The sequence below is a fragment of the Candidatus Palauibacter australiensis genome, assembly GCA_026705295.1.
GTDB classification, from domain to species: domain Bacteria; phylum Gemmatimonadota; class Gemmatimonadetes; order Palauibacterales; family Palauibacteraceae; genus Palauibacter; species Palauibacter australiensis.
Genome location: JAPPBA010000105.1, coordinates 1 through 21,068, shown reverse-complemented (window position 1 = coordinate 21,068; position 21,068 = coordinate 1). Strand labels below are relative to the sequence as shown.

The following is a 21,068-nucleotide window of genomic DNA, read 5'->3' as shown; positions in this document are numbered from 1 at the left end:
GACCGGCGATGAGGTTGGCAACCATGTTGTACGTCGGCCGGAATGACGACTCCATGTCCGGATCGATCTCGCGCACGAGGTCTCTCACGACTTCCAGGCTGAACGTCTCGCTGGTCTCGTGGCCCGAGTGGATCATCCCGAGCATGACAACTTCGTTCAGCGCCGCCCCCTCCTCTGAGGAAGCCGGCGACACCGCGGCCGACCCCGCGGTCGGCGTCAGTTCGACCAGCGTGCCCGAGATCTCGTTCGCCACGAACACGCGTTCGCCGTCCGGGTGCACGCGGAGGACGATGGGCTGCTCGCCGACCTCCAGCCGCTGCACGACGGTGCGGGATTCGAGGTCGACGACGGAGACGCTGTTCCCGCCCGCGTTGTTGACCAGCGCGTGGCGACCGTCTCCGGGCACCGCAACCGAGAACGGCCGGGGGCCGAGGCCCTCCGATACGCGGCCCGTGACGGCGAAGGACGCGGTGTTGATGAAGGCCACCTCGTCGGATCCGCCGCAGGCGACGATGTACGTGACCTGATCGGGCGTGAGCGCGCCCCCGGGTGGGCCGGGACACGCCTCGACGGTGGCGTCCCGCTCACCGTTCAGGAGGTCGATGACGGAGACGGATCCCGCGTCCAGGTTGGGGACGAAGGCGTAGGACCCGTCCCACATCACGTCCGCGGGGTAGGGGCGATCGCCGGTGGCGTGGAAGGCGCGCGGCGTGCCCTCGCGGGTGTCCACCGTCCACAGCCGGTCGGAGAACTCGGTCGTGATCCAGGTCTCTCCGCGCACGGTCCCGGGCGTGAACAGCGACGGCCCAGCCCCGACGTCCCACACGGCGCCGGGGACGATCCGGCCCGCGTCGTCGAGCCGGATGAGCGTCGAATCCCGGAACTGGCTCACGAGCCAGCCGCCGTCGACGCGGACGAGGTCGAGCGGCGCGTCCCCGGCCTCCCAGCGCGCCACGACGGCGGACTCGGAGAGGTCCACGACCGCGATGCGGCCCTCGCCGCTCAAGGCGACCCAGGCGGTGTCCCCATCCGGACTGAATCGGATACCGTGCGGCGCCGCCCCCACGTCGATCGTCGCGCCGATGCGGAAGGGCGCGTCGGTGTCGCCCGACCCCCGCGGCGAGTCGCTGCAAGCGGCCGTCGCGAGCGCCAGCGAAGCGACAGTTCCCAGGAGGGCTTGGTGCGAGCGTGCGCGTTGTCTCATCTTCGACTCCGTGGCCGGTCCGAATCGCGGCGGCGCAAGCTCGTCCGCGCTGCGGCGAGGCGCAACGAGGGTCGCTGCCCAGGCCGCGCGAGATCTCCCGAGCTCTGGAGGACGGACGAACGTCATGTACGCCCGGAAGGTGCCCCGACTCCACTGCATGACGCTGGCAGCGCTGGCGACGCTCGGCTGCGGGGACGCCACGGGTCCCCAACCGCCCGCGGCGGGCGAGATCGTCTTCACCGCGATCCGTGGGCAGTACATGCGCATCTGGGTGGCGAACGCGGATGGGACGGGACAGCGGCCGCTGACGGAGGAGGGGGAGACGAGCCTCGAGCCCAGCTGGACGCCGGACGGTTCGGGGATCGTGTTCACGAGTTGGCGCGACGGGAACCCCGACATCTTCCTGATGGACGCGGACGGCTCGAACGCGAGGCCGGTGACGCGGGACTCGGCCAACGACCGCTCCGGACGCCTGTCCCCGGACGGGAGGCGCGTGGTCTTCGTCTCCGAGCGCACGGGGGATCCGGACATCTGGGTGATCGACGTGGATGGATCGAATCCGGTCAACCTCACGCGGAGCCCATCGTCCTTCGATGTGGATCCGGACTGGTCGCCCGACGGCTCCCGGATCGCCTTTGCCTCGGACCGCGGCGGGGGCCAGCGGTTCTCGCTGTGGACGATGGCCGCCGATGGGACGGGGCTCGCGCGGCTTCCCGCCGAGGGAGGCGCGCGTTCCCCCTCGTGGTCGCCGGATGGATCGCGAATCGTCTTCACGTCCTACCGGGACATCGGCGACGCCGAGATCTACGTGATGCGGGCGGATGGCAGCGGCCAGACCAACCTGTCGGGACGCGCCGGAGTGGACGAACTGCCGCGCTGGTCGCCGGACGGCGAGTACGTGCTGTTCTCGACCAAGCGGGACGGGAACTCCGAGATTTATGCGATGGGCGCGGATGGATCGGAGCCGGTGAACATCACGCGTCACCCGCGCTGGGATGCCATGGCCGCATGGAAGCCGTAGTGTGGGTGCGGACGACAACAGGCCCGGGGTCGGGCCCACCGTCAACCCTTAGGGGATCAGCCAGAGGGATCAGCCGAATGATGTGCATGCGCGACGTTGCCACGACTCTCGTCCTCGCCGTCCTTCCCGTGACCGCCGCCGGCTGCGGCACCGCGGGCGCGGAGAGTTTGAGGAACTCGTCAAGTCAGGAGGCCGCGATGAATGCTCCGGGGTCCATGGCGGGGCGATCCACCGTCTACGCGCCGAACGGAATGGTCGCGACGAGCCAGCCCATGGCGTCGAGCATCGCGCTCGGCGTGCTGCGCGACGGCGGCAACGCCTTTGACGCGGCGATCGCGGCCTCGTCCGTGCTCTCGCTCGTGGAACCGCACATGACGGGGCTGGGCGGCGACCTGTTCGCGCTCTTCTGGTCCGCGGAGGAGGGGCGTCTCGTCGGCCTGGACGCGACCGGCCGCGCGGGGACCCATATGACGCCGGAGCGGATCCGGGCGGACGGCTACGACCGCGTGCCGGGATCCGGGCCGGGCGCGGTGACCGTGCCGGGGGCGATCGCAGGCTGGGGCGCCCTCAACGAGAAGTACGGGAGCCGACCGCTCTCCGAACTCGTGGCGCCGGCCATCGCGCTGGCCGAGGAGGGCTTCCCCGTCACCCCGATCATCGCGGGCCAATGGCGGGGACAGTTGCGCAAGCTGCAGGCGGACCCCGGGGCCGCGGCGACCTACCTGATCGACGGCAAGCGGGCGCCGGAAGCGGGAGACTGGTTCCGGAACCCCGACTTCGCGCGTTCCCTGCGTACGATCGCGGCGGAAGGCCCGGCCGCCATGTACGGAGGCGCGCTGGGCACGCGGGTGGCCGAGGGACTCGCCGAACTCGGCGGCTACCTCACGCCGGAGGACATGGCGGCGATGGAGGTGCGCTGGGTCGAGCCGCTGTCGATGGACTACAAGGGGTGGACGATCTGGGAACTGCCGCCCGCCGGCCAGGGCGTCGCCGCGCTGCAGATGATGGGCATGCTCGAGCCGTTCGACCTGGCGGGCATGGGGCATAACTCGCCCGAGTACCTCCATCACCTGATCGAGGCCAAGAAGGTGGCCTTCGCGGACCTGGCGCGGCACGTCGGGGACGCCGACCACATGGAGATCGACCCGAAGCAACTCCTCGACCCTGACTACCTCGCGTCGCGGCGGGCGCTCATCAACCCGGCCGTGGCCGCCGAGCGGGTCGAGCCCGGCGAATTCGCGACCGCCACGGAGACGATCTACCTGTCGGTCGCCGACCGGTACGGGAACATGGTCTCCTTCATCCACTCCATCTACGGCTCGTTCGGCTCGGGCGTCGTCGTCCCGGGGACGGGTTTCGTGCTGCAGAACCGCGGCGCCGGCTTCACGCTCGAGGACGGGCACCCGAACCAGGTGGCGCCCGGCAAGCGGCCCTTCCACACGCTCATCCCCGGGTTCGTGACGCGGGACGGCGAGCCGCTGATGGCGTTCGGCGTCATGGGCGGGTCGATGCAGCCGCAGGGACACACGCAGGTCGTCCTCAACATGATCGAGTTCGGGATGGACCCGCAGCAGGCGATCGACGCGGCCCGCTTCCGCCACATGGGCGGACTCCGGGTGGCGGTGGAACGACTGACCGACGGACTCGAAGCCGGCATGAGCGCGTTCGGCCACGAACTCGTGGACTGGGAGAGCGCCTCGTTCGGCGGCGGTCAGCTCGTCATGAAGCTGGAGCGCGGCTGGGCCGGTGCCTCGGACCCCCGGAAGGACGGCCTCGCCATCGGCCACTGACGGCCGACGGCGAGGCCCCTGGCGGCTAGCCGGGGAGGCGGCGGCCGGGGGTCCAGGGGGCTCCGGCCGCTTCGAGCGCGCTTTCGGCGTTGGCGAAGGCGCCGTCCATGAAGTTCCCGAACTCCGACATCCACACGCCGAAGTCCGTCTCGGCGATCTCCAGGTTGCGGCGGTGGGTGGCCGTCGGCGTCTGGCGCGTGTCCCAGTGGCCGCCGATCACCCGTCCCACGCGGTTCGAGATCGAGGGCACGGTGGGCTCGTTGAGGCGCTGCCGGGCGGGGTCGCCGAAGAGACGGATCGAGAAGTCCTGCAGGCCGGCGCCCAGCGCATCGAGGTCTCCGAACAGTTCCAGCGGTGCGGCGGGCGCCTCGAGGAGCGCGGCCCGCATGTGGCGGAGCCGGTCGCGGGCGCGGCCGACCTCTTCGCCCGCCGAGGCGATGCGGCGGCTCAACTCCGACGCCTCGTTCTGGAAGGCGACGACGGCGCCGAAGTCCGTGCCGGGCTCGGCCGTGGGCACGGCCTTCACCTCAAAGGTCTGCGCCTGTCCGACCTCCCGCGCGCCATCGGCCGTGACGACGACGAGTTGCGCGGAGTATTGGCCCGGGGCAACGAGGGGTCCCTGGGGCGGTCCCACCCACGGCGGCGTGAAGCCGGGGACCGTGAGGTCGATCGGATCAGGCGCCGGGGACCGCAGATCCCAACTCACGCGGTGCAGTCCCTTGCCGGCGGGACCGGCGACCCAGCGCAGGGTTCGGCCGTCCCCATCGGCAATTGCGATCAGCGCCCGGGGTCCGCTCTCCGTCGTCTCCTCGTTCAGCACGTCGTAGCCGGGGAAGGCCACGTCGCCCCCGGCCGCTCGTACCGCCGCTTCAGCGGCGCGTCGTACTTCCGCGGCCGTCGTCGATGTCTCGGGCAGGTAGTAGGAGATCACGGCCCCGAAATCCGGGTTCGGCGCGGTGTAGTCGTCCGAGCCCAGCGTCGGCTTGCCGCGCGCCTGCATGGGGACCGAGGGGATGTACCACCACGCATCGCGAACGGGGAACAGCGCCCCACCCTCCGCGGCGGCCATGGCCGTGGTCGCGCCGGCCGCCAGTTCGCGCAGCGGCGTGTAGTCGTCGAGCACCTGGAAGCCGCGGCCGAAGGTCGACCCGACCACGTCGTTGTCGCGGCGCTGGACCTCGAGATCCCGGTGCGGGATCGTGGGGCCGGGGAGCATGTGCCAGTTCTCGCCGCCGTTCACGCTCGCGTACATCCCGAACTCGGCGCCGAGGAAGAGGAGGTTCGGGTTCAGGTGGTCCTGCTCGATCGCCCACAGGATCGTCCCGTTCGGCAGGTCTCCCGCGATCGAGCGCCACGTGCGGCCCCCGTCGTTGCTCTCGAACACGAGCGGCCGGAAGTCGCCCTCCTTGTGGTTGTCCGCCACGGCGAAGACCGTCGCCGCGTCGAACTGCGACGCTTCCACGTCGTTGATGAACGCCCGTTCGGGCACGCCGGGGAGGGCGCTCGCGAGCCGCCAGTTGGCCCCGCCGTCCTCCGTCGCGTGGATGAGTCCGTCGTCGCTCCCCGTGTAGATGACGCCCGCCGTCACCGGTGACTCGGAGATGCCGGTGAGGGTCGCGTACTTGGACATGGCGCCGTTGTCGATGAGGTCGTCGACGCTCCACACGCGGCCCATGAACTCCAGTTCGTAGCGGTTCACGTCCGTCGTCAGATCGCCGCTGATCGCCGTCCACGAGTTGCCCCGGTCGTCGCTCGCCCACACGCGCTGCGAGCCGTGGTAGATGCGGTCGGCGTTATGCGGACTGATGAGGACCGGCGCGTCCCAGTTCCAGCGTTCGGGCGGGTCGCCGGGCGCGGGCTGCGCCTGGATGTCGAGCGCTTCCTCGCTCCCCCGGTCGTAGCGGTAGAGGTTCCCCTGCTGCGTCTGCAGGTAGAGGATGTCGGGGTCCCTCGGGTCGATCTGGACCGCGTACCCGTCCGCCCCCATGGGCACGTACCAGTCCCGGTTCCGCACGCCCTCGATGTTCGTGGTGCGGGCGGGGCCCCACAGGGTGCCGAGGTCCTGCGCGCCGCCGAGCACGTTGTAGAACGGCTCCGCGTTGTCGAGCGTCAGCTTGTAGAACTGCGAGATGGGCATGTTCGGGAAGTGCCGGAACGTGCGCCCGTCGTCGAAGCTCTCGTACAGCCCGGCGTCCGTGCCGACGATCAGGTGGAGCGGGTCCTCCGGATCGATCCAGAGCGCGTGGTTGTCGCTGTGCTTGTCGCGCGCCGTCTCGAGGTTGCCGAAGGTCGCGCCCCCGTCCCGCGTGACCTGGATGAAGACGTCCATCTGGTACACGACATCCGCGTCGTGCGGCGAGGCCTCGATCTCCTGGTAGTAGTGCGGGCCCGTGCCGCCGGAGATGTAGGAGTTCCGCCGCTCCCAGCTCTCGCCCTTGTCGAGGGACCGGTAGAAGCCGCGCTCCGCGTCGTTCGCCTCCATCGTCGCGTACACGACCTCGGGGTTCGCCGGCGTGACCGCGAGTCCGATCTTCCCCACGTCACCGCTCGGGAGTCCAGCCGTGATCCGGCGCCAGCTCTCGCCGCCGTCGGCGGACTTGTAGATGCCGGAATTGGGACCGCCGGCGAGGTGCCCCCAGATCTTGCGCCGCCGCTCGTACGCCGCCGCGTAGACCATGTCCGGATTGCCGGGCGCGAACTCGATGTCGGTGACGCCCGTGTTCTCGTCGATCTCCAGCACGAGCCGCCAGGAGTCGCCGCCGTCGGTGGACTTGTACACGCCCCGGTCGCCGCCCGGCGCCCAGAGCGACCCTTCGGCCGCCACCAGGATCACGTCGCTGTCGCGCGGATCGACGAGGATCTTGCCGATGTGTTCCGAATCCCCGAGGCCGACGTTCTCCCACGTCTCCCCGCCATTGCGGCTGCGGTAGACGCCGTCCCCCCAGCCGACGTGGCGCCCGCTCACGTTCTCCCCCGTCCCCACCCAGATCACGTCCGGGTTGCCGGGATCGATCGCGACGTCGCCGATCGAGTAGACGGACTGGTCCTCGAAGATCGCGTCCCACGTCACGCCGGCGTTCGTCGTCTTCCACACGCCGCCGGAGCCGACCGCGATGTACCAGGTGCTGCTTCGGTGCGGGTGCACGGCGATGTCCGCGATCCGGCCGCCCATGAGCGCGGGGCCGATCTCGCGCAGGGGCAGGCCGGCCACGACCTCCGCCACCAGCGATTGATCAACCTCCTGGGCCCGAACCTCCGCCATCAACGGAGGAACGATCCCGGGAACTCCCATTATGACGCCCCAAACGAGCGCCACCCGCGCGCGCGGCGCGCAACGTCTCGACGAATCCCTCATCTCGCTGCTCTCCTTCTTGCCACGGGACGCCAGCCCGTGCCGGGGTTTCCGCGAAGATTCCGCCGGATACGCTATCCCGGGAGACACGGGTCAGACAGGGCACGGCGGGCGACGAACGGACACGGCGGACGCTGCGGATGGAGGGGGAGGGCAGCGCGGGGCGGGCGACGTGGGGCGGCCTGCCGAGAGTCGCGTCAGCTCTTGCGGGGCGACCGGGAACGCCACGCCGCGGCCAGCGCCCGGTCGAACGTCATGAGGTCGTCGGGCTCCCGCCGGATGCAGCAGGCAAGGTGAACAAGATCGCGCGCCTCAAGTTCCGGATGTTGGACGACCATGTTACAGGCCGTTTGCACGTCCTCACGGTGGACGGACCAGACCTCGGTCACGGTGGCTTCAACAAGATCGAACGCTGGGCGCAGTCGGTGTAGCTGATCCCTGCTGACGTAGACGTGCAGGAGTTCCTGAAGAATCTCGGCGGACGTCACGAGCGGGGTATTCCGCTCCCTCGACCGCTCGAAGAAGGATCGGGCCTCGTCTCGGCGGGGATTTTCGGAACCGACGAAGTACATGAAGACGTTGGCATCGACGAAAATCAAAGGAGGCCCAGCTTTCTCGCGGAACGGAGCTTCCCTTCGCCGATCAGGCGCTTGGTCTCCTCCCAATCCGGCTCCTTGGCGCCGGGGGGATGCATCGCGTCGCACTTGGCGGCGAACGCCTTGAGTTCCTCTACGGTGAACAGGCGCGGACGCGCGGCCTCCAGCTTCTCGTCGGCTGCCTCGCGCAGCCATTGCCCGAGGGACTTTCCCTCACGCTCCGCCTCCGCCCGGTAGCGGATCTTGGCGCTTTCCTTGACGACGAAATGAATCCTCGACATGACCACTCTTGGTTGTGCATGGTTGTGACACATGCACAAGATGGTGGTGCATATCGGTCGAGTCAACCACCGAGGGGCGGGGTGGTGGGCGGCGGGCGGCGGTGGTTCGTCGCCTGCTCGTAGGCGTAGCCGAAGCCGAGGAGCATCGCCTCCGTGAAGGGGCGGCCCAGGAACTCGAGACCGACCGGGAGGCCGTCGTCCGTGAAGCCCGCGGGCACGGTGAGCGCCGGAAAGCCCGTGAGCGGGCTCAGCGAGCGGTTGTCACCGAGGGCGTAGCGGTCGTTCGGGGCGGGGTTCGTCTCGACATCGGCGGCGATCGGGGCCGGCGGGTGGTCGAAGGTGGCGTAGACGAAGGCGTCGAGATCGTGCTCCGCCATCGTCGCGATGACGTCCGTCCGGACCTGCTCGCGGTCGAGCAGATACTGGAGATAGCCGGGGTCGCGGATCGTCTTCCCCAGGAGATCCGCCATGCCGGCGGCCCGCCACGGGTTGACGCGGCCGCTCAGCAGGATGGATGCGAGCGTGCGATACGGCGGGTCGCGGAGTTCGGCGAGGTAGGCGTCGGTGACCTCCTCGGTCTCGTAGAAGTTGGCGCCGAAGATGGCGCTCACTCGTTCGATCCCTGGGACGGCGACGTCGAATACCTCGGCCCCCAGATCGCGGAGAGCGCCGACCGCCGCCTCTACGCGGGCGCGCACCTGCTGGAACCCTTCCGATGTCGTGTCCACGGAGCGGTCCATCGGCTCGCGGATGACGCCGATCCGGGCGCCCGCCAGCGCCCCCGCCTCGAGTCCGTCCGCGTAGGAGTCCGGGACCTGTCCCACGGAATACGCCGTCACCGGGTCGTTGGGGTCGTAGCCGGCGATGACGTCGAGGAGGATGGCCGCGTCCATCACGGTGCGGGTCATCGGACCCATCGTGTCGGTCGTGGGGTTGGCGGGCATCATCCCGAACCGGCTCACGAGGGGAAGCGTGGGACGGAGGCCGACGAGCGAGGCGACGGCGGCCGGGCCCCGAATGGAGCCGCCCGTGTCCTCGCCGATGCCGATCAGGCCGAGATTCGCCGCCACGCCGGATCCCGTGCCGCCGGAGGAGCCGCTGGGGTTCCGTCCCGGGTCGTACGCGTTGCGGATGATCCCGAACCCGGAGCCGACGTAGCGCGACGCGAACTCGCCCATGTTCGTCTTCGCGATGATGAGGGCGCCCGCCTCCTTCATCCGCGTCACGATGGTCCCGTCGCGCTCCGACATGTAGCCGGCGAAGAGCGCCGATCCGTAGGTCGTCGGCATGTCGCTCGTCTCGACCTGGTCCTTGAGGAGGACGGGGATGCAGTGCAGCGGCCCGGTGAGGCCTCCGGAGGCGAAGGCGGCGTCGAGGGCTCGGGCCTCCTCGACGGCGCGCGGGTTGACGACGGCGATCGAGTTGAGCCGCGGCCCCTGCTTGTCGTAGGCGTCGATCCGGTCCAGGTAGCTCTGAACCAGGCCCTCGCAGGTGAGGTCGCCCGCCCGGAAGGCGGCATGGACCTGCGCGATCGTGGTCTCCTCGACCGCGAATGTCTGTGCCCGGAGTGCGAGGGGAGCCGCCGTGAACGCCAGGGCGAACGAGAGGGCCAACCGGATTGCGATCGACGTTCGAGCAGACATGGCAGCACCTGTCCTCGGGGGAGACTCGATGAGTAGCCGTTGAGATGAACCTGTAGCCTCAACCTTGGCGAGACGTGATCCGACCGGAAGGCGTACCCGGCGTGCTTGACCGCGGGTCGTCACCGCCGGATGCCGCAGAAGCGGATGGCGGTGACGGCGAGGATGCGGGCCAGTTCGACGAGGTCGGCGGCGCGGATGCTCTCGTCGGGGCGGTGAGCCTCGCGGACGTCGCCGGGGCCGAAGAGCACCGTGGGCACGTGGCCGTCGTTGACGAGGAGCCGCATGTCCGCGCCGTAGCGCACGCCCCCGACGCGGGGTTCCGTGCGGCCGAGCGACCGCACGGCGCCGGCCAGCGTGCCGACCACGGGGTCGCGCGCGTCCGTGCGGCCCGCCGCGAACTGCGCCCCGACCCACTCGACCGTGGGTGGGTGGTCGCGCAGCCAGGCGTCACCGGAGGCCGCCTCCGCCACGGCGTGTTCGAGCGCGCGGCGCGCCCCGGCGAGGTCTTCTCCGGGCGTGACGCCGTAGCGCCCCTCGACGACGAGGCTCTCGGCCACGGTGGAGGGCCAGATCCCCGCCCGGAGCCGTCCCATGGTCAGGGCGTACGGCAGCGCTTCGCCGCGGAAGAGCGGGTCGGCCACGTCGCGGTTCCGGTCCGCCTCCAGGGCCCGGAGTCGCTGGAAGATGGGGATGAACTTCTCGACCGGGTCCACGCCCTCTTCCCGCATCGCCCCGTGCGCGGCGAGGCCGGGAACCGTGAGCCGGAAACTGAGCGCGCCGGCCTGCGCGGGCGCGATGACGAACTCCGTCGGCTCGACGACGATCGCCCCGTCGCCGGTGTGTCCGCGCTCGATCGTAGCCAGCATCCCGGCGCCGCCGTCCTCCTCGCCGATCACGCTCTGGATCTGCAGAGCACCATCGAGTTCGATGCCGGCATCGTGCAGCGCCCACGCCGCCGCCAACGCGCTGCACAGCTGCCCCTTCATGTCCACGACCCCGCGCCCGAACAGGCGCCCGTCGCGCTTGGTGAGTTCGAAGGGCGGGGACGTCCAGCGCTCGATCTCGCCGGCGGGGACGACATCGACATGCCCGTTCAGGATCAGCGTCCGGCCGTCACCGCGTCCCGTGCTTCCGACGACCCCGAGGCCTTCGTGACGCTCCACGTCGGCGGTGTAGGCGGGGTGCCGGCGCAGCCGCTCGAAGTCGATCTCCCACACGTCCGTCTCGAGACCGATGGCCCGCATCTCCGCGGCGACCCGCTCCTGGGCCGGCGTCTCGCGGTTCGCGACGCTCTCGATCGCGATCAGGTCGGCCAGAACCGCGAAGAGCCGTTCCGGATCCACGGCCTCCGTGCCGCGGCGTTCCTCAGGGGTCAGCGCGCCGTCGCTCGCGGTCGCCTTCACGTGTCCGGCGTCCCGCGCTGAACTCCCGCCATCCCTCGCCGCGTTCCCGCGGGAACGTCCTGTCGCCTTCCCGTTTCGATCGCCCGGCATCGCCTCCCTCTCCCTGCGTGGATCGCGGAGTATGCCACCGGCGGGCCTGCCGCGGCGACCCGGCACCGGTGGTCTCGTCCGCGAGTTGCGCAACGGCTACCGTACCGGCACGGAGCAGGATCGACACGGGATGAACAGGGAGCATGAGCGATGCGCGTGTGGACATGTCACGACTTCACCGGGTGGGCCGCCAGGAGGCGGGCGGCGACCCTGACCACGGCGACGTTGACCGTCGCGACCCTGGCGGTTGGACTGTGGGCTGCCGTCCCCGTCGCGGCGCAGTCCGTCACGCCGGCGGGGGACCCGGGACTGGGGCGTCTCCTGGCGGAGATCGAACGCCTGGCGCCGAGCAGCGGAGGCACGGTGGGTGTGGGCGCCGTCCACATCGAGACCGGCCGCGCGGTGTGGTTCAACGAGGACGCGCGCTTCCCCATGGCCTCGACCTACAAGGTCCCGATCGCGGTGCAACTCCTGTCCCGGGTCGACCGCGGCGAGATCTCGCTCGCGGACATGGTCGAACTCGAACCCACGGACATCCATCCCGGCAGCGGCACGATCTCGAGCCTGTTCGACGACCCCGGCGTGGCGCTTTCCCTCCGGAACCTGCTCGAACTGATGCTCCTCATCTCCGACAACAGCGCGACGGACCTCACCCTCACGGCGGCCGGCGGACCCGACGCGGTGAACGCGCGCATGGCGGAACTGCGCGTCGACGGCCTGAGCGTGGACCGTCCGACCTCTTCGCTGATCGGGGACTATTCCGGCGTCGAGACTCCGGAAGACGGCAGGATCTCGCTGTCCGAGTTCCGTGACCTCGCGGGCGATGTCTCGGCCACCGACCGGGCGGCCGCGCGCGAGACGTTCGCCACTGACCCCCGCGACACGTCGACGCCCCGTGCCATGGCGCACCTCCTGGCCATGACCTGGGCGGGTGAGGCGCTGGGCTCAAAGAACACGGAGGTCTTCAAGGACGTCATGCTGCGCGTCCAGACCGGCACCGGTCGCATCAAGGGCGTGCTGCCCCCCGGCACGCCGGTCGGCCACAAGACGGGAACCATCGGCGGGACCACGAACGACGTCGGCTACATCTACCTTCCCGACGGGGCCGGACACGTCATCACGGTCGTGTTCGTCAAGGACTCGGAGCGTTCGGTCCCGGCGCGCGAGGCGACGATCGCCCAGATCTCCCGCGCGATCTACGACTACTTCCTCTTCAACCCGGGGACCCCGGCGGAGCGGTCCGCCGACCGCGCCAACCCCCGCTACGGCGTGTGGAAGTTGCGCTCCGACGCGCCGGCCCCGGCCCTCAACGTCATGACCTATGACCCATGGGGGGACGGCGGGATGAAGATCACCGTCGAGTCCACGAACGCCCGCGGCGGCGAAGCGAAGTGGAGTTATGAGACGATGTTCGACGGAGAATTCCGGCCGGTGACGGGGCGGGACGGGGTCGAGACGGCGGTGGAAGTCGTCGACCGCTACACGAACCGGATCACGAGCCGGCGGGACGGCCGCGTCACGCAGGTCATCATCAACGTCCTGTCCGAGGACGGGAACCGGATCGACAACGAGTACCGGAGCACGGACGCGGACGGCAACGAACGCGTCTCGCACGCGGTGTACGAGCGCCTCAGCGGCTGAGACGGGTGAGAGGGGCCATGTCCAGGGAGTACGACGCGATCATCATCGGGGCGGGCGTCATCGGCGTCTGCACCGGGTTCGAAATGGCCAAGCGCGGGTTCCGGACGCTCAACGTGGACAAGCTCCCCGCCGCCGGGTACGGGTCGACCTCGAACACCTGCGCCATCATCCGTCTCCACTATTCGACGCCCGACGGCGTCGCCATGGCGCGCGAGTCCTACTTCTACTGGCTCGACTGGGGAAAGTACGTCGGCGTGCCGGATCCCTCCGGGCTGGCCCGCTACGTCAACACCGGCTGCCTCGTCACGAAGACGGAGAAGAACCACTACCTGCAGCGGGTGAAGGAGAGTCTCGACGAACTCCACGTCGCGTACGAGGATCTGGACGCGGAGGGGATGAAGGAGAAGCTCTCCTGTCTCGACACGCGACAGTTCGGCCCTCCCGTGACGGAAGAGGAGCCGGGGTTCGGCCGGCCCTCGGGCGGGAACGTGGCGGGGGCCCTCTACATCCCGGAGTCCGGCTACATCAACGACCCGCAACTCTGCTGCCACAACGTGCAACTCGGGTGCGAGGCGCACGGGGGCGAGTTCCGCTTCAACACCGAGGTGACGGAGATCCTCCGGGAAGGCGGGAGGGTCGCGGGGGTTCGACTGAAGGACGGGTCCGAGGTGCGGGCGCCTGTCGTGGTCAACGTGGGCGGGCCTCATTCCTTCGTCATCAACCGCATGGCGGGGGTCGAGGACGGGATGAACATCAAGACGCGCGCGCTGAAGCAGGAGGTGTGCCATGTGCCCGCGCCCGAGGGCGTCGACTATAATGTCGTCGGGATGCTGATCTCGGACAGCGATATCGGGTGTTATTCGCGGCCGGAAGTCGGGAATCACATTCTGATCGGTTCCGAGGACCCTCCGTGCGACGATCTGGAGTGGGTCGAGGACCCGGACGACTATGACAATACGTTCAGTTATCAGTGGAGAACGCAGGTCCTGCGCGAGGCGCAGCGGGTGAAGGGACTCCCCGTGCCGGAGGCGCGGCAGGGACTCGTCGACCTCTATGACGTGTCGGACGACTGGATTCCCATCTATGACAAGTCCGATCTGGCGGGCTTCTACATGGCGGTGGGCACATCGGGGAACCAGTTCAAGAACGCGCCGGTCGCGGGGCAACTCATGGCCGAACTCATCGAGCAGGTCGAGGGCGGGCGCGACCACGACGCCGATCCGGTCCGATTTCATATGAAGTATACGAGGCGGGACTGTGACCTCGGGTTCTTCAGCCGGCTGCGGACGATGAACCCGGATTCGTCCTACTCGGTCATCGGCTGACCCCTCACTCGTCGACCCGCGTGCCGTGAGCCCTGGAGCGCTGGGGAGGCTGGGGAGGCTGAAGTCCGCGCTCGGGGCAGGCGTGTTCCGGCCGGGCCGCCTGTGGGAGGAGAGGCCGCTCCGCCGCCGCTACGATGTCGTGATCATCGGTGGCGGCATCCACGGGCTCGCCACGGCCTACTATCTCGCGAGGGACCACGGGGTCCGGGACGTCGCCGTGCTCGAGAGCCAGTACATCGGGTTCGGGGGCTCCGGTCGGAATACCGCGATCGTCCGGGCGAACCAGCGCACGCCGGAGAACGTCCCGCTCTATGACGAGGGGCTGAAACTGTGGCCCATCCTCACGGACGAACTCGACTTCAACCTCATGTTCCACAACTGCGGCAACCTCAACCTCGCGCACAGCGAGGCGGCGGTGGCCGCGTTCCGGCTCTCCATCAACACGGCGAACTTCTGCGGCGTGCGCTCGGAACTGCTCGATCCGCCGCAGTGCAAGGAACTGGTCCCGGCGCTGGACGTGTCGGACCGGCCCGCGCACCCGATCCAGGCCGGCATGTATCACCCGCCCGGGGGCGTCGTACGCCACGACGCGGTGGTGTGGGGACTGGCCCGCGGCGCCAGTCTGCACGGGGCCTCGATCCACCAGGGGGTCGAGGTGCGCGGGATCGACATGGAGGGCGGGCGGATCACGGGCGTGCGAACGAACGCGGGGCCGATCGGATGCCGGAAGCTGGGGGTCATGGCGGGCGGGTACGGACCGGCGGTTGCGGCCATGCTCGACATCGAGCTGCCGGTGAACCCGCTCACGATCCAGGCGATGGTCACGCAGCCGCTGAAGCCGTTCCTGCACCACGTCGTGAGCTCCGGGGCGTACCACGTCTACGCGAACCAGACGCTGAAGGGGGAGATCGCGACGGGCGCACACATGGACCCGCAGGTGAACTACACGACGGATGTCACGGCGGGCTACTTCAAGCACCAGGCGGAGGCGCTGACGGACTTCATGCCGTGCCTGAAGGGCGTGCGCTTCCTGCGCGTGTGGGCGGGGCTGGCCGACATGACGCCGGACATGGCGCCGATCCTCGACGGCAACTTCACCCATGAGGGGCTCTACCTGGACGTGGGCTGGGGATACTTCGGCTTCAAGTCCGGGCCGGTGGCGGGCAAGTACATGGCGGAGTTCATGGCGCGGGAGGAGGCGCCGGAGATCCTGAAGCCGTTCGCCCTCCGCCGCTTCCTTCAGAACCGATACATGGGGGAGACGGCGGCCACAATGAAGTACGGACAGTGGGACTGACGGTGCCGTGACGTTCCGGTTGACGTGCCCGGTGTGCGGGAAGCGCGACATCTACGAGTTCACGTACGGTGGGCCGGAGCGGGGGCCGAGGCCGCAGGAGGCGGGGTCGGGGGCGGGATCGGATCCCGCAGCCGGAGCGGGCCTCGCGACCGGGGCCGAGGCGCATTTTCGCTGGGCGCAGTTCCGCATGAACCGCCTGCAGCCGCGGGAGGAGTGGTGGCACCACGGGGCGGGCTGCGGCGTGTGGTTCTCGACGTGGCGCGACCCGGCCACGAACCGGGAGACGCCGCCCGGCGGCGTCGAGGCGGGCGGAAGCGAGGGGAGCGGGGGAGGGTCTTCGTGAGCCGGCTGCCGCCGTCGCCGACGGAGCGCGTCGACCGCTCGCGGCGGCTCGGATTCCGCTGGTGCGGGCGCGCGCTGGAGGGGTTCGAGGGGGATACGGTCGCATCGGCGCTCTGGGGAGCGGGGGTCCGCACCTTCGGCCGGAGCTTCGAATATCACCGGCCCAGGGGGCTGCAGGACCTGGAGGGGGAGGGGTCGAGCCAGCTCGTGTCGATCGACGGCGTGCCGAACCAGTCCGCGGGGACCACGCCGCTGCACGAAGGGATGGAGGTCGGCGCGCAGAACGTGCGCGGCGATCCGCGGTTCGACGTGTACGGCTTCCTGGACCGGCTGGACCGGTTCATGCCGGCGGGCTTCTACTACCGGATCTTTCACCGGCCCGCGTGGGCCGCCCGGTTCTTCCAGGAACGGATGCGGGCGCTGGCCGGGCTGGGCGTGCTGCGGCTCGACGCGCCGGAGCGCGCGGGCGGGGGGGAGCGCGCGGGCGGGGGGGAGCGAGCCGAGCGCTACCTGCACGCGGACGTGGCGGTGGTCGGCGGTGGCCCGGCAGGGCTGGCAGCGGCGCTCGAGGCGGGGCGGCGGGGCCTGCGGGTGTGCCTGTTCGAGCGCCGGCCGTGGCTGGGCGGGCATCTCGACTGGCGCGTGCGGAACGGCCGTTCGCTGGCCGATGACGTGTCGGATCTCGTCGAGCAGGTCGAAGAGATGGACTCGATTCGCCTGTTCCGGCACGCTCCGGTCACGGGGATCTGGGGCGAGAATCTCCTCACCGGCTTCCAGTGCGGCGGGACGGAGCGCGCGGCCGGTGGCGCCACAGGGGGTGGCTCGGCAGCGGCGCCGTTCGACCGGGGACCGCAGGAATCGCACTGGGAGTGCCGGGCGCGGGCGATCGTGGTCGCGACGGGCTCGATCGAGCGGCCGCTCGTGTTCGAACACAACGATCGTCCGGGCGTGATGCAGGTCGACACGGCGATCCGGCTCGCGCGGACGTACGGCGTCCGGCCGGGCGCGGCCGCCGCGTTCAGCGTGGGCGACGACCTCGGGCTCGAAGCTGCGGTGGACCTGGCCGCGCTCGGCGTGGATGTGCGCGTCGTCGCCGATGCCCGGCACGAAGGGCACGACCCGGAGCTGGTGGACGCCCTGTCGGCGGCGGGGATCGACCTTCGGCCGGGCTGGGCCGCGAGTCGCGCGCGTGGGCGGGGCCGGGTGCGCGGCGTCGAACTGGCGGCCCGAGGGGCGAGCGGCTCTGCGGGCGGCGCGGCGAATACCCCGCTGCGCGTGGCGTGCGACGTGCTGGTGGCGAGCGCGGGGCGGCAGCCGGACATCGGGGTCCTCTCGTGCGCCGGCGCGCGGTTCCGCCACGGCGAGCGCACCCGGACCTTCGAGCTCGATCGCCTCCCGCCCGACGTGTTCGCCGCGGGCGGCGTCCTGCGGCTCACGGATCTCGAGGCGCTCACCCGTTCCGGGCGGATCGCGGGGCTCGAGGCCGCCGCGGCATGCGGCGCGAGCGTCGCGGGGGCGCTGACCCGGGAGCGCGCGCGGCTGGCCGACCTGCCGGGACCCGCCCGGGGCTCTTCGATCGTCCGCGGGCCGGCGGCCGGACGGCGTCTCGCCCCCGGCCGCAAGGCGTTCCTCGACTTCGACGAGGATGGCACGTGGAAGAACGCGGCCCAGTGCGCCGCCTACGGCCTCGACGTGCCCGAACTCGCGAAGCGCTACGGCAACTTCGGCCTCGGGCCGGGACAGTACCGGGTGCCGGGCCAGAACCTCGCCATGGCGATGGCCGAGATCGCCGGGCGGCCGGTCGGCAGCTTCGCCGCCACCACGGTGCGCCCGCCCGTCATCCCCCCTTCCCTCGCGACGCTCGCGGGCCCGAACCACGACGTCCACAAGCGGACTCCGCTCCACGACGACCAGGCCGCGCGGGGCGCCGTCTTCCGCCGCGCGGGGCCGTGGCTCAGGGCGCGCTACTTCAGCGAGGATCGGGAGTGCCTGGAGGAGATCCGCAACGTGCGTGAGAACGTGGGCCTCCTCGACAGTTCGCCGCTGGGGAAGTTCCGGATCTGGGGGCCCGACGCCGTGCGCGCCCTCCAGCGGGTCTACGTCTCCGACATGACGCGGGCCCGGACCGGCCGCTGCACGTATTCGGCGATGTGCAACGACACCGGCAACATCATCGACGACGGCGTCGTCGTGCGGACGGGTGAGGATGAGTTCTACTTCACGACGAGTTCGAACCGGGCGGGCGCCACGGTCGAGTGGCTCCGCTTCCACACGCGGTACGACGGGTGGGACTACAACCTCGTGAACCTCACCGACGCCCTCGCCTCCATCAACGTGGCCGGGCCGAACGCGCGGCGGGTGCTGGGGAAGATCACGGGCGCGGATCTGTCCGACGAAACATTCCCGTACCTCGGCTGCCGGGAGATCGAGGTGGGGGACGGCGTGGCGGCGCGGTGCCTGCGGCTCGGGTTCGTGGGCGAGCTGTCCTATGAACTGCACGTGCGCGCGAGTTACGCCCGGTACGTGTGGGACCTGTTGTGGGAGGCCGGGGCGGAGTACGGCATCCGCCCGTTCGGGCTCGAAGCGCAGAACTGCCTGCGGGCCGAGAAGGGACACGTGATCATCGGGACGGAGTCCGAGCAGCGCGTCACCCTCCTCGACATCGGCATGGGCTGGCTCTGGGACCGCGAGGACACGGCCTCCGGCAAGGTGGGCGCCGCTGCGCTGCGCCACTGCGAGGCGCAGTCCGGGCGGCTGAAGCTCGTCGGACTCCGGCTCGGCGACGCGGCGGAGTCCGATGCGGCGGACGGTGAGGCGGGCGCCGGGGCCGTTCGCAACGTCGCCCACCGGCCCGGGGACGGGGCGCTCGTCGTGGACGGGGACCGGATCGCCGGCTTCGTCTGCACGACGCGGCACAGCGAGACGCTGGGCTGGCAGTACGGGCTCGCCCTCGTCGAGGACCGGCTGGCGGAGCGGGGCCGTTCGCTCGACCTGTACGAGTCGCCGGACGGGCGGACCGTGCGTTCGACCGCGACCGTGGTGCCTCCCCACTTCTACGATCCGAAAGGCACGCGCCTGCGGATCGCCCCCGAAGGGCGCCCGCCCGGGTCGGGCGAGGCCTCATCGCAGCCGGCGCCCGCGGCCCATCGCCGGTCTCCGGTCCGCTTCGACGCCGCGCCCGCCCGCACCGAGCGCCGGGCCGGCTGGGACGTGGTGCTCGACTACGAATCCGGCCGCGCCCCCACCGACGCCCTGCGCCAGGCCTGCCTCGTCGACCTCAGCCACCGCGCGCGCTGGGACGTCCAGCACCGCGACATCCGGACCGTGCGGCCGTGCGGCCTCGACGTGCCGCGCATGCCGGGAGAAGTCGCGGTCCGCGACGGGCTGATGATCAACCGGATGAACGGCACCCAGGCCTCGATCTGGCACGTCGGCCCCGGCACGGCGCCCGCCATGCCGGACGGCCCGCACTACACGGACACCACCGACTCCCACTGCTGGCTCGCACTGTTGGGCAACTCCGTGCCGGAAGTGCTTGAGAGCGTCTCCGATCTCGACCTCTTCGACCCGGCGCGCGCCCGACCCTTCCTGACCCAGGGGCCCGTCCTCCACGTCCCCTGCCAGATCGTGACTTGGCGGGACGACGCCGTCCTCCTCACCTGCAGCCGGGGGTACGGACAGACCTTCGTCGAAGCACTCCTCGAATCGGCCCGCCACGCGGGCATGCGCCCTGCCGGCGAACGCGTCTTCACCGACTGGATTCGGGCGCTGGAGAGCTGAGACGTTCCCGCGGGAACGTCTTGGGCGCCTTTGGGGCTCTGCCGCCCAGCCCGAGGGCGGGGGAGTTCAGGCGGTGGCGGGGAGCTCCGGTGGCGGGGAACTCAGGTGGCGGCGAGGGCCCGGTCGAGATCCTCCTTCAGGTCGTCGGGGTGTTCGAGGCCGACGGACATGCGGAGCAGGTTCTCCGGAGCCCGGGTCGTCGCACCTTCGATGGACGCCCGGTGCTCGATGAGGGAGTGGGTCCCCCCGAGACTCGTGGCCCGGGCGATGATCTTCACGTGGGCCGCGACCGCGAACGCCTCTTCCCGGCCGCCCACCACGTCGAAGGACAGCATGCCGCCGAAGCCGGACATCTGGCGGGCGGCGAGCGCGTGCCCGGGATCGTCCTCAAGGCCCGGATAGTGGACCCGCTCGACGCGCGGGTGGGCGTCGAGGAAGCGGGCGAGCTCCAGGGCGTTGGCGCAGTGCATGGCCATGCGCGCGGCGAGGGATTCGAGGCCGCGCCTCGTGAGCCAGGCGTCGAAGGGCGAGGGTACGAGGCCGCCGTCCTTCTGGATCTTCCGCAACGCCGCGAGCGTGTTGCCCGGCTCGCGCACGATCACCGCGCCGCCGGTCACGTCGCTGTGGCCGCCGAAGTACTTGGTCGTGGAGTGCATGACGAGATCGACGCCGAGATCGAGCGGCCGCTGCAGGAGCGGCGTCGCCCACGTGTTGTCACAGCACGAGATCGCCCCGCCCTCCCGCGCGATGCCGGCGAGCGCCTCGATGTCGGAGATGCGGATGAGCGGGTTCGATGGCGTCTCCATCCACACGAGGCGGGTGTTCGGCCGCATGGCGGCCCGGACGGCGTCGAGGTCGGTCATGTCGACGAAGGTCGCCTCGATGCCGCGCTCGGCGAACGAATCCCGCAGGAGGACGCCGGTCCCGTAGTACGCGTCGTCCGCAGCGACGACGTGATCCCCCGGCGCGAGCGAGAAGATGACGGCGAACGTGGCCGCCATCCCCGAGGGGAATGCGATGGCTTCCGGCCCACCCTCCAGCGCGGCCAGCCCCGCCTCCAGCAAGGCTCGGTTCGGGTTCCCGCTGCGGGAGTAGTCGAACCCCCCGGGGTACGACCCGTCCTCCCCGCGCTCGAAGGTGGTCGAGAGCGTGATCGGGGGCGCGATCGCCCGGCTCGCCCCGTCCGGCTCCATGCCCGTCTTCACCGCCAGCGTTTCGATTCGCATTTCCGACCTTTCCCGGGGGTCCGGATCAGCGGCGACGGGGCCGCAGGGCACCGCCGAGGAGGACGCCGGCGGGGCCG

General features: G+C 70.6%; 14 protein-coding genes. 7 read left to right on the top strand and 7 right to left on the bottom strand.

The window, feature by feature from the left end:
- The coding region (locus tag OXN85_08110; GenBank protein ID MCY3599919.1) for a YncE family protein at positions 1-1,204 on the bottom strand (1,204 nt) is incomplete at its 3' end.
- A 124-nt stretch (positions 1,205-1,328) separates the two neighbouring features.
- Here OXN85_08110 and OXN85_08105 point away from each other — a divergent pair.
- Positions 1,329-2,225 carry a hypothetical protein gene (locus OXN85_08105; protein MCY3599918.1) on the top strand — a complete coding sequence of 299 codons (897 nt, stop codon included), beginning with the start codon at positions 1,329-1,331 and terminating at the stop codon, positions 2,223-2,225.
- A gap of 197 nt (positions 2,226-2,422) precedes the next feature.
- A complete protein-coding gene (gene ggt / locus OXN85_08100) occupies positions 2,423-4,015 on the top strand; it encodes a gamma-glutamyltransferase (protein ID MCY3599917.1) in 1,593 nt (530 codons plus the stop codon).
- Between the two features lie 25 nt (positions 4,016-4,040).
- Here ggt and OXN85_08095 read toward each other — a convergent pair whose 3' ends face one another.
- The 5 genes from OXN85_08095 to OXN85_08075 form a co-directional block, all read right to left on the bottom strand.
- Complete coding sequence (locus tag OXN85_08095; protein MCY3599916.1) at positions 4,041-7,370, bottom strand: glycosyl hydrolase; 3,330 nt, start codon at positions 7,368-7,370, stop codon at positions 4,041-4,043.
- Between the two features lie 194 nt (positions 7,371-7,564).
- Positions 7,565-8,071 carry a type II toxin-antitoxin system VapC family toxin gene (locus OXN85_08090; protein MCY3599915.1) on the bottom strand — a complete coding sequence of 169 codons (507 nt, stop codon included), beginning with the start codon at positions 8,069-8,071 and terminating at the stop codon, positions 7,565-7,567.
- Positions 7,963-8,244 carry a hypothetical protein gene (locus OXN85_08085; GenBank protein MCY3599914.1) on the bottom strand — a complete coding sequence of 94 codons (282 nt, stop codon included), beginning with the start codon at positions 8,242-8,244 and terminating at the stop codon, positions 7,963-7,965. Before OXN85_08085 ends, OXN85_08090 begins: the two co-directional genes overlap by 109 nt.
- Before the next feature lie 62 nt (positions 8,245-8,306).
- On the bottom strand, positions 8,307-9,887 hold the full coding sequence (locus OXN85_08080; protein ID MCY3599913.1) for an amidase: 1,581 nt from the start codon (positions 9,885-9,887) through the stop codon (positions 8,307-8,309).
- A 119-nt stretch (positions 9,888-10,006) separates the two neighbouring features.
- A complete protein-coding gene (locus OXN85_08075) occupies positions 10,007-11,290 on the bottom strand; it encodes an ArgE/DapE family deacylase (protein ID MCY3599912.1) in 1,284 nt (427 codons plus the stop codon).
- A 240-nt stretch (positions 11,291-11,530) separates the two neighbouring features.
- Between OXN85_08075 and bla the strand changes: the two genes are divergently transcribed.
- From bla to OXN85_08050, 5 genes are read left to right on the top strand one after another with little or no spacing between them, the layout of a single operon-like run.
- Positions 11,531-13,021, top strand: a complete 1,491-nt coding sequence (gene bla, locus OXN85_08070; GenBank protein MCY3599911.1) for a class A beta-lactamase — start codon at positions 11,531-11,533, stop codon at positions 13,019-13,021.
- Between the two features lie 17 nt (positions 13,022-13,038).
- A complete protein-coding gene (locus OXN85_08065; GenBank protein ID MCY3599910.1) occupies positions 13,039-14,346 on the top strand; it encodes an FAD-dependent oxidoreductase in 1,308 nt (435 codons plus the stop codon).
- Positions 14,347-14,371: 25 nt separating this feature from the next.
- Positions 14,372-15,643 (top strand): FAD-dependent oxidoreductase, encoded by a 1,272-nt coding sequence (locus OXN85_08060; GenBank protein ID MCY3599909.1) that lies wholly within the window; start codon positions 14,372-14,374, stop codon positions 15,641-15,643.
- 7 nt (positions 15,644-15,650) lie between these two features.
- Complete coding sequence (locus OXN85_08055; protein MCY3599908.1) at positions 15,651-15,986, top strand: sarcosine oxidase subunit delta; 336 nt, start codon at positions 15,651-15,653, stop codon at positions 15,984-15,986.
- The gene (locus OXN85_08050) at positions 15,983-19,765 is read left to right on the top strand and encodes a 2Fe-2S iron-sulfur cluster-binding protein (GenBank protein MCY3599907.1); all 3,783 of its coding nucleotides are present in this window, start codon (positions 15,983-15,985) and stop codon (positions 19,763-19,765) included. Before OXN85_08055 ends, OXN85_08050 begins: the two co-directional genes overlap by 4 nt.
- Positions 19,766-19,866: 101 nt before the next feature.
- Here the strand turns inward: OXN85_08050 and OXN85_08045 are convergent, their stop codons facing one another.
- The gene (locus OXN85_08045; protein MCY3599906.1) at positions 19,867-20,991 is read right to left on the bottom strand and encodes a PLP-dependent transferase; all 1,125 of its coding nucleotides are present in this window, start codon (positions 20,989-20,991) and stop codon (positions 19,867-19,869) included.
- Positions 20,992-21,068 lie beyond the last annotated feature (77 nt).

Coding starts and splice junctions, on each gene's coding strand:
- OXN85_08105 (MCY3599918.1), top strand. CDS start 1,329: ATGTACGCCCGGAAGGTGCCCCGACTCCACTGCATGACGCTGGCAGCG.
- ggt (MCY3599917.1), top strand. CDS start 2,423: ATGAATGCTCCGGGGTCCATGGCGGGGCGATCCACCGTCTACGCGCCG.
- OXN85_08095 (MCY3599916.1), bottom strand. CDS start 7,370: ATGAGGGATTCGTCGAGACGTTGCGCGCCGCGCGCGCGGGTGGCGCTC.
- OXN85_08085 (MCY3599914.1), bottom strand. CDS start 8,244: ATGTCGAGGATTCATTTCGTCGTCAAGGAAAGCGCCAAGATCCGCTAC.
- OXN85_08080 (MCY3599913.1), bottom strand. CDS start 9,887: ATGTCTGCTCGAACGTCGATCGCAATCCGGTTGGCCCTCTCGTTCGCC.
- bla (MCY3599911.1), top strand. CDS start 11,531: ATGCGCGTGTGGACATGTCACGACTTCACCGGGTGGGCCGCCAGGAGG.
- OXN85_08065 (MCY3599910.1), top strand. CDS start 13,039: ATGTCCAGGGAGTACGACGCGATCATCATCGGGGCGGGCGTCATCGGC.
- OXN85_08045 (MCY3599906.1), bottom strand. CDS start 20,991: ATGCGAATCGAAACGCTGGCGGTGAAGACGGGCATGGAGCCGGACGGG.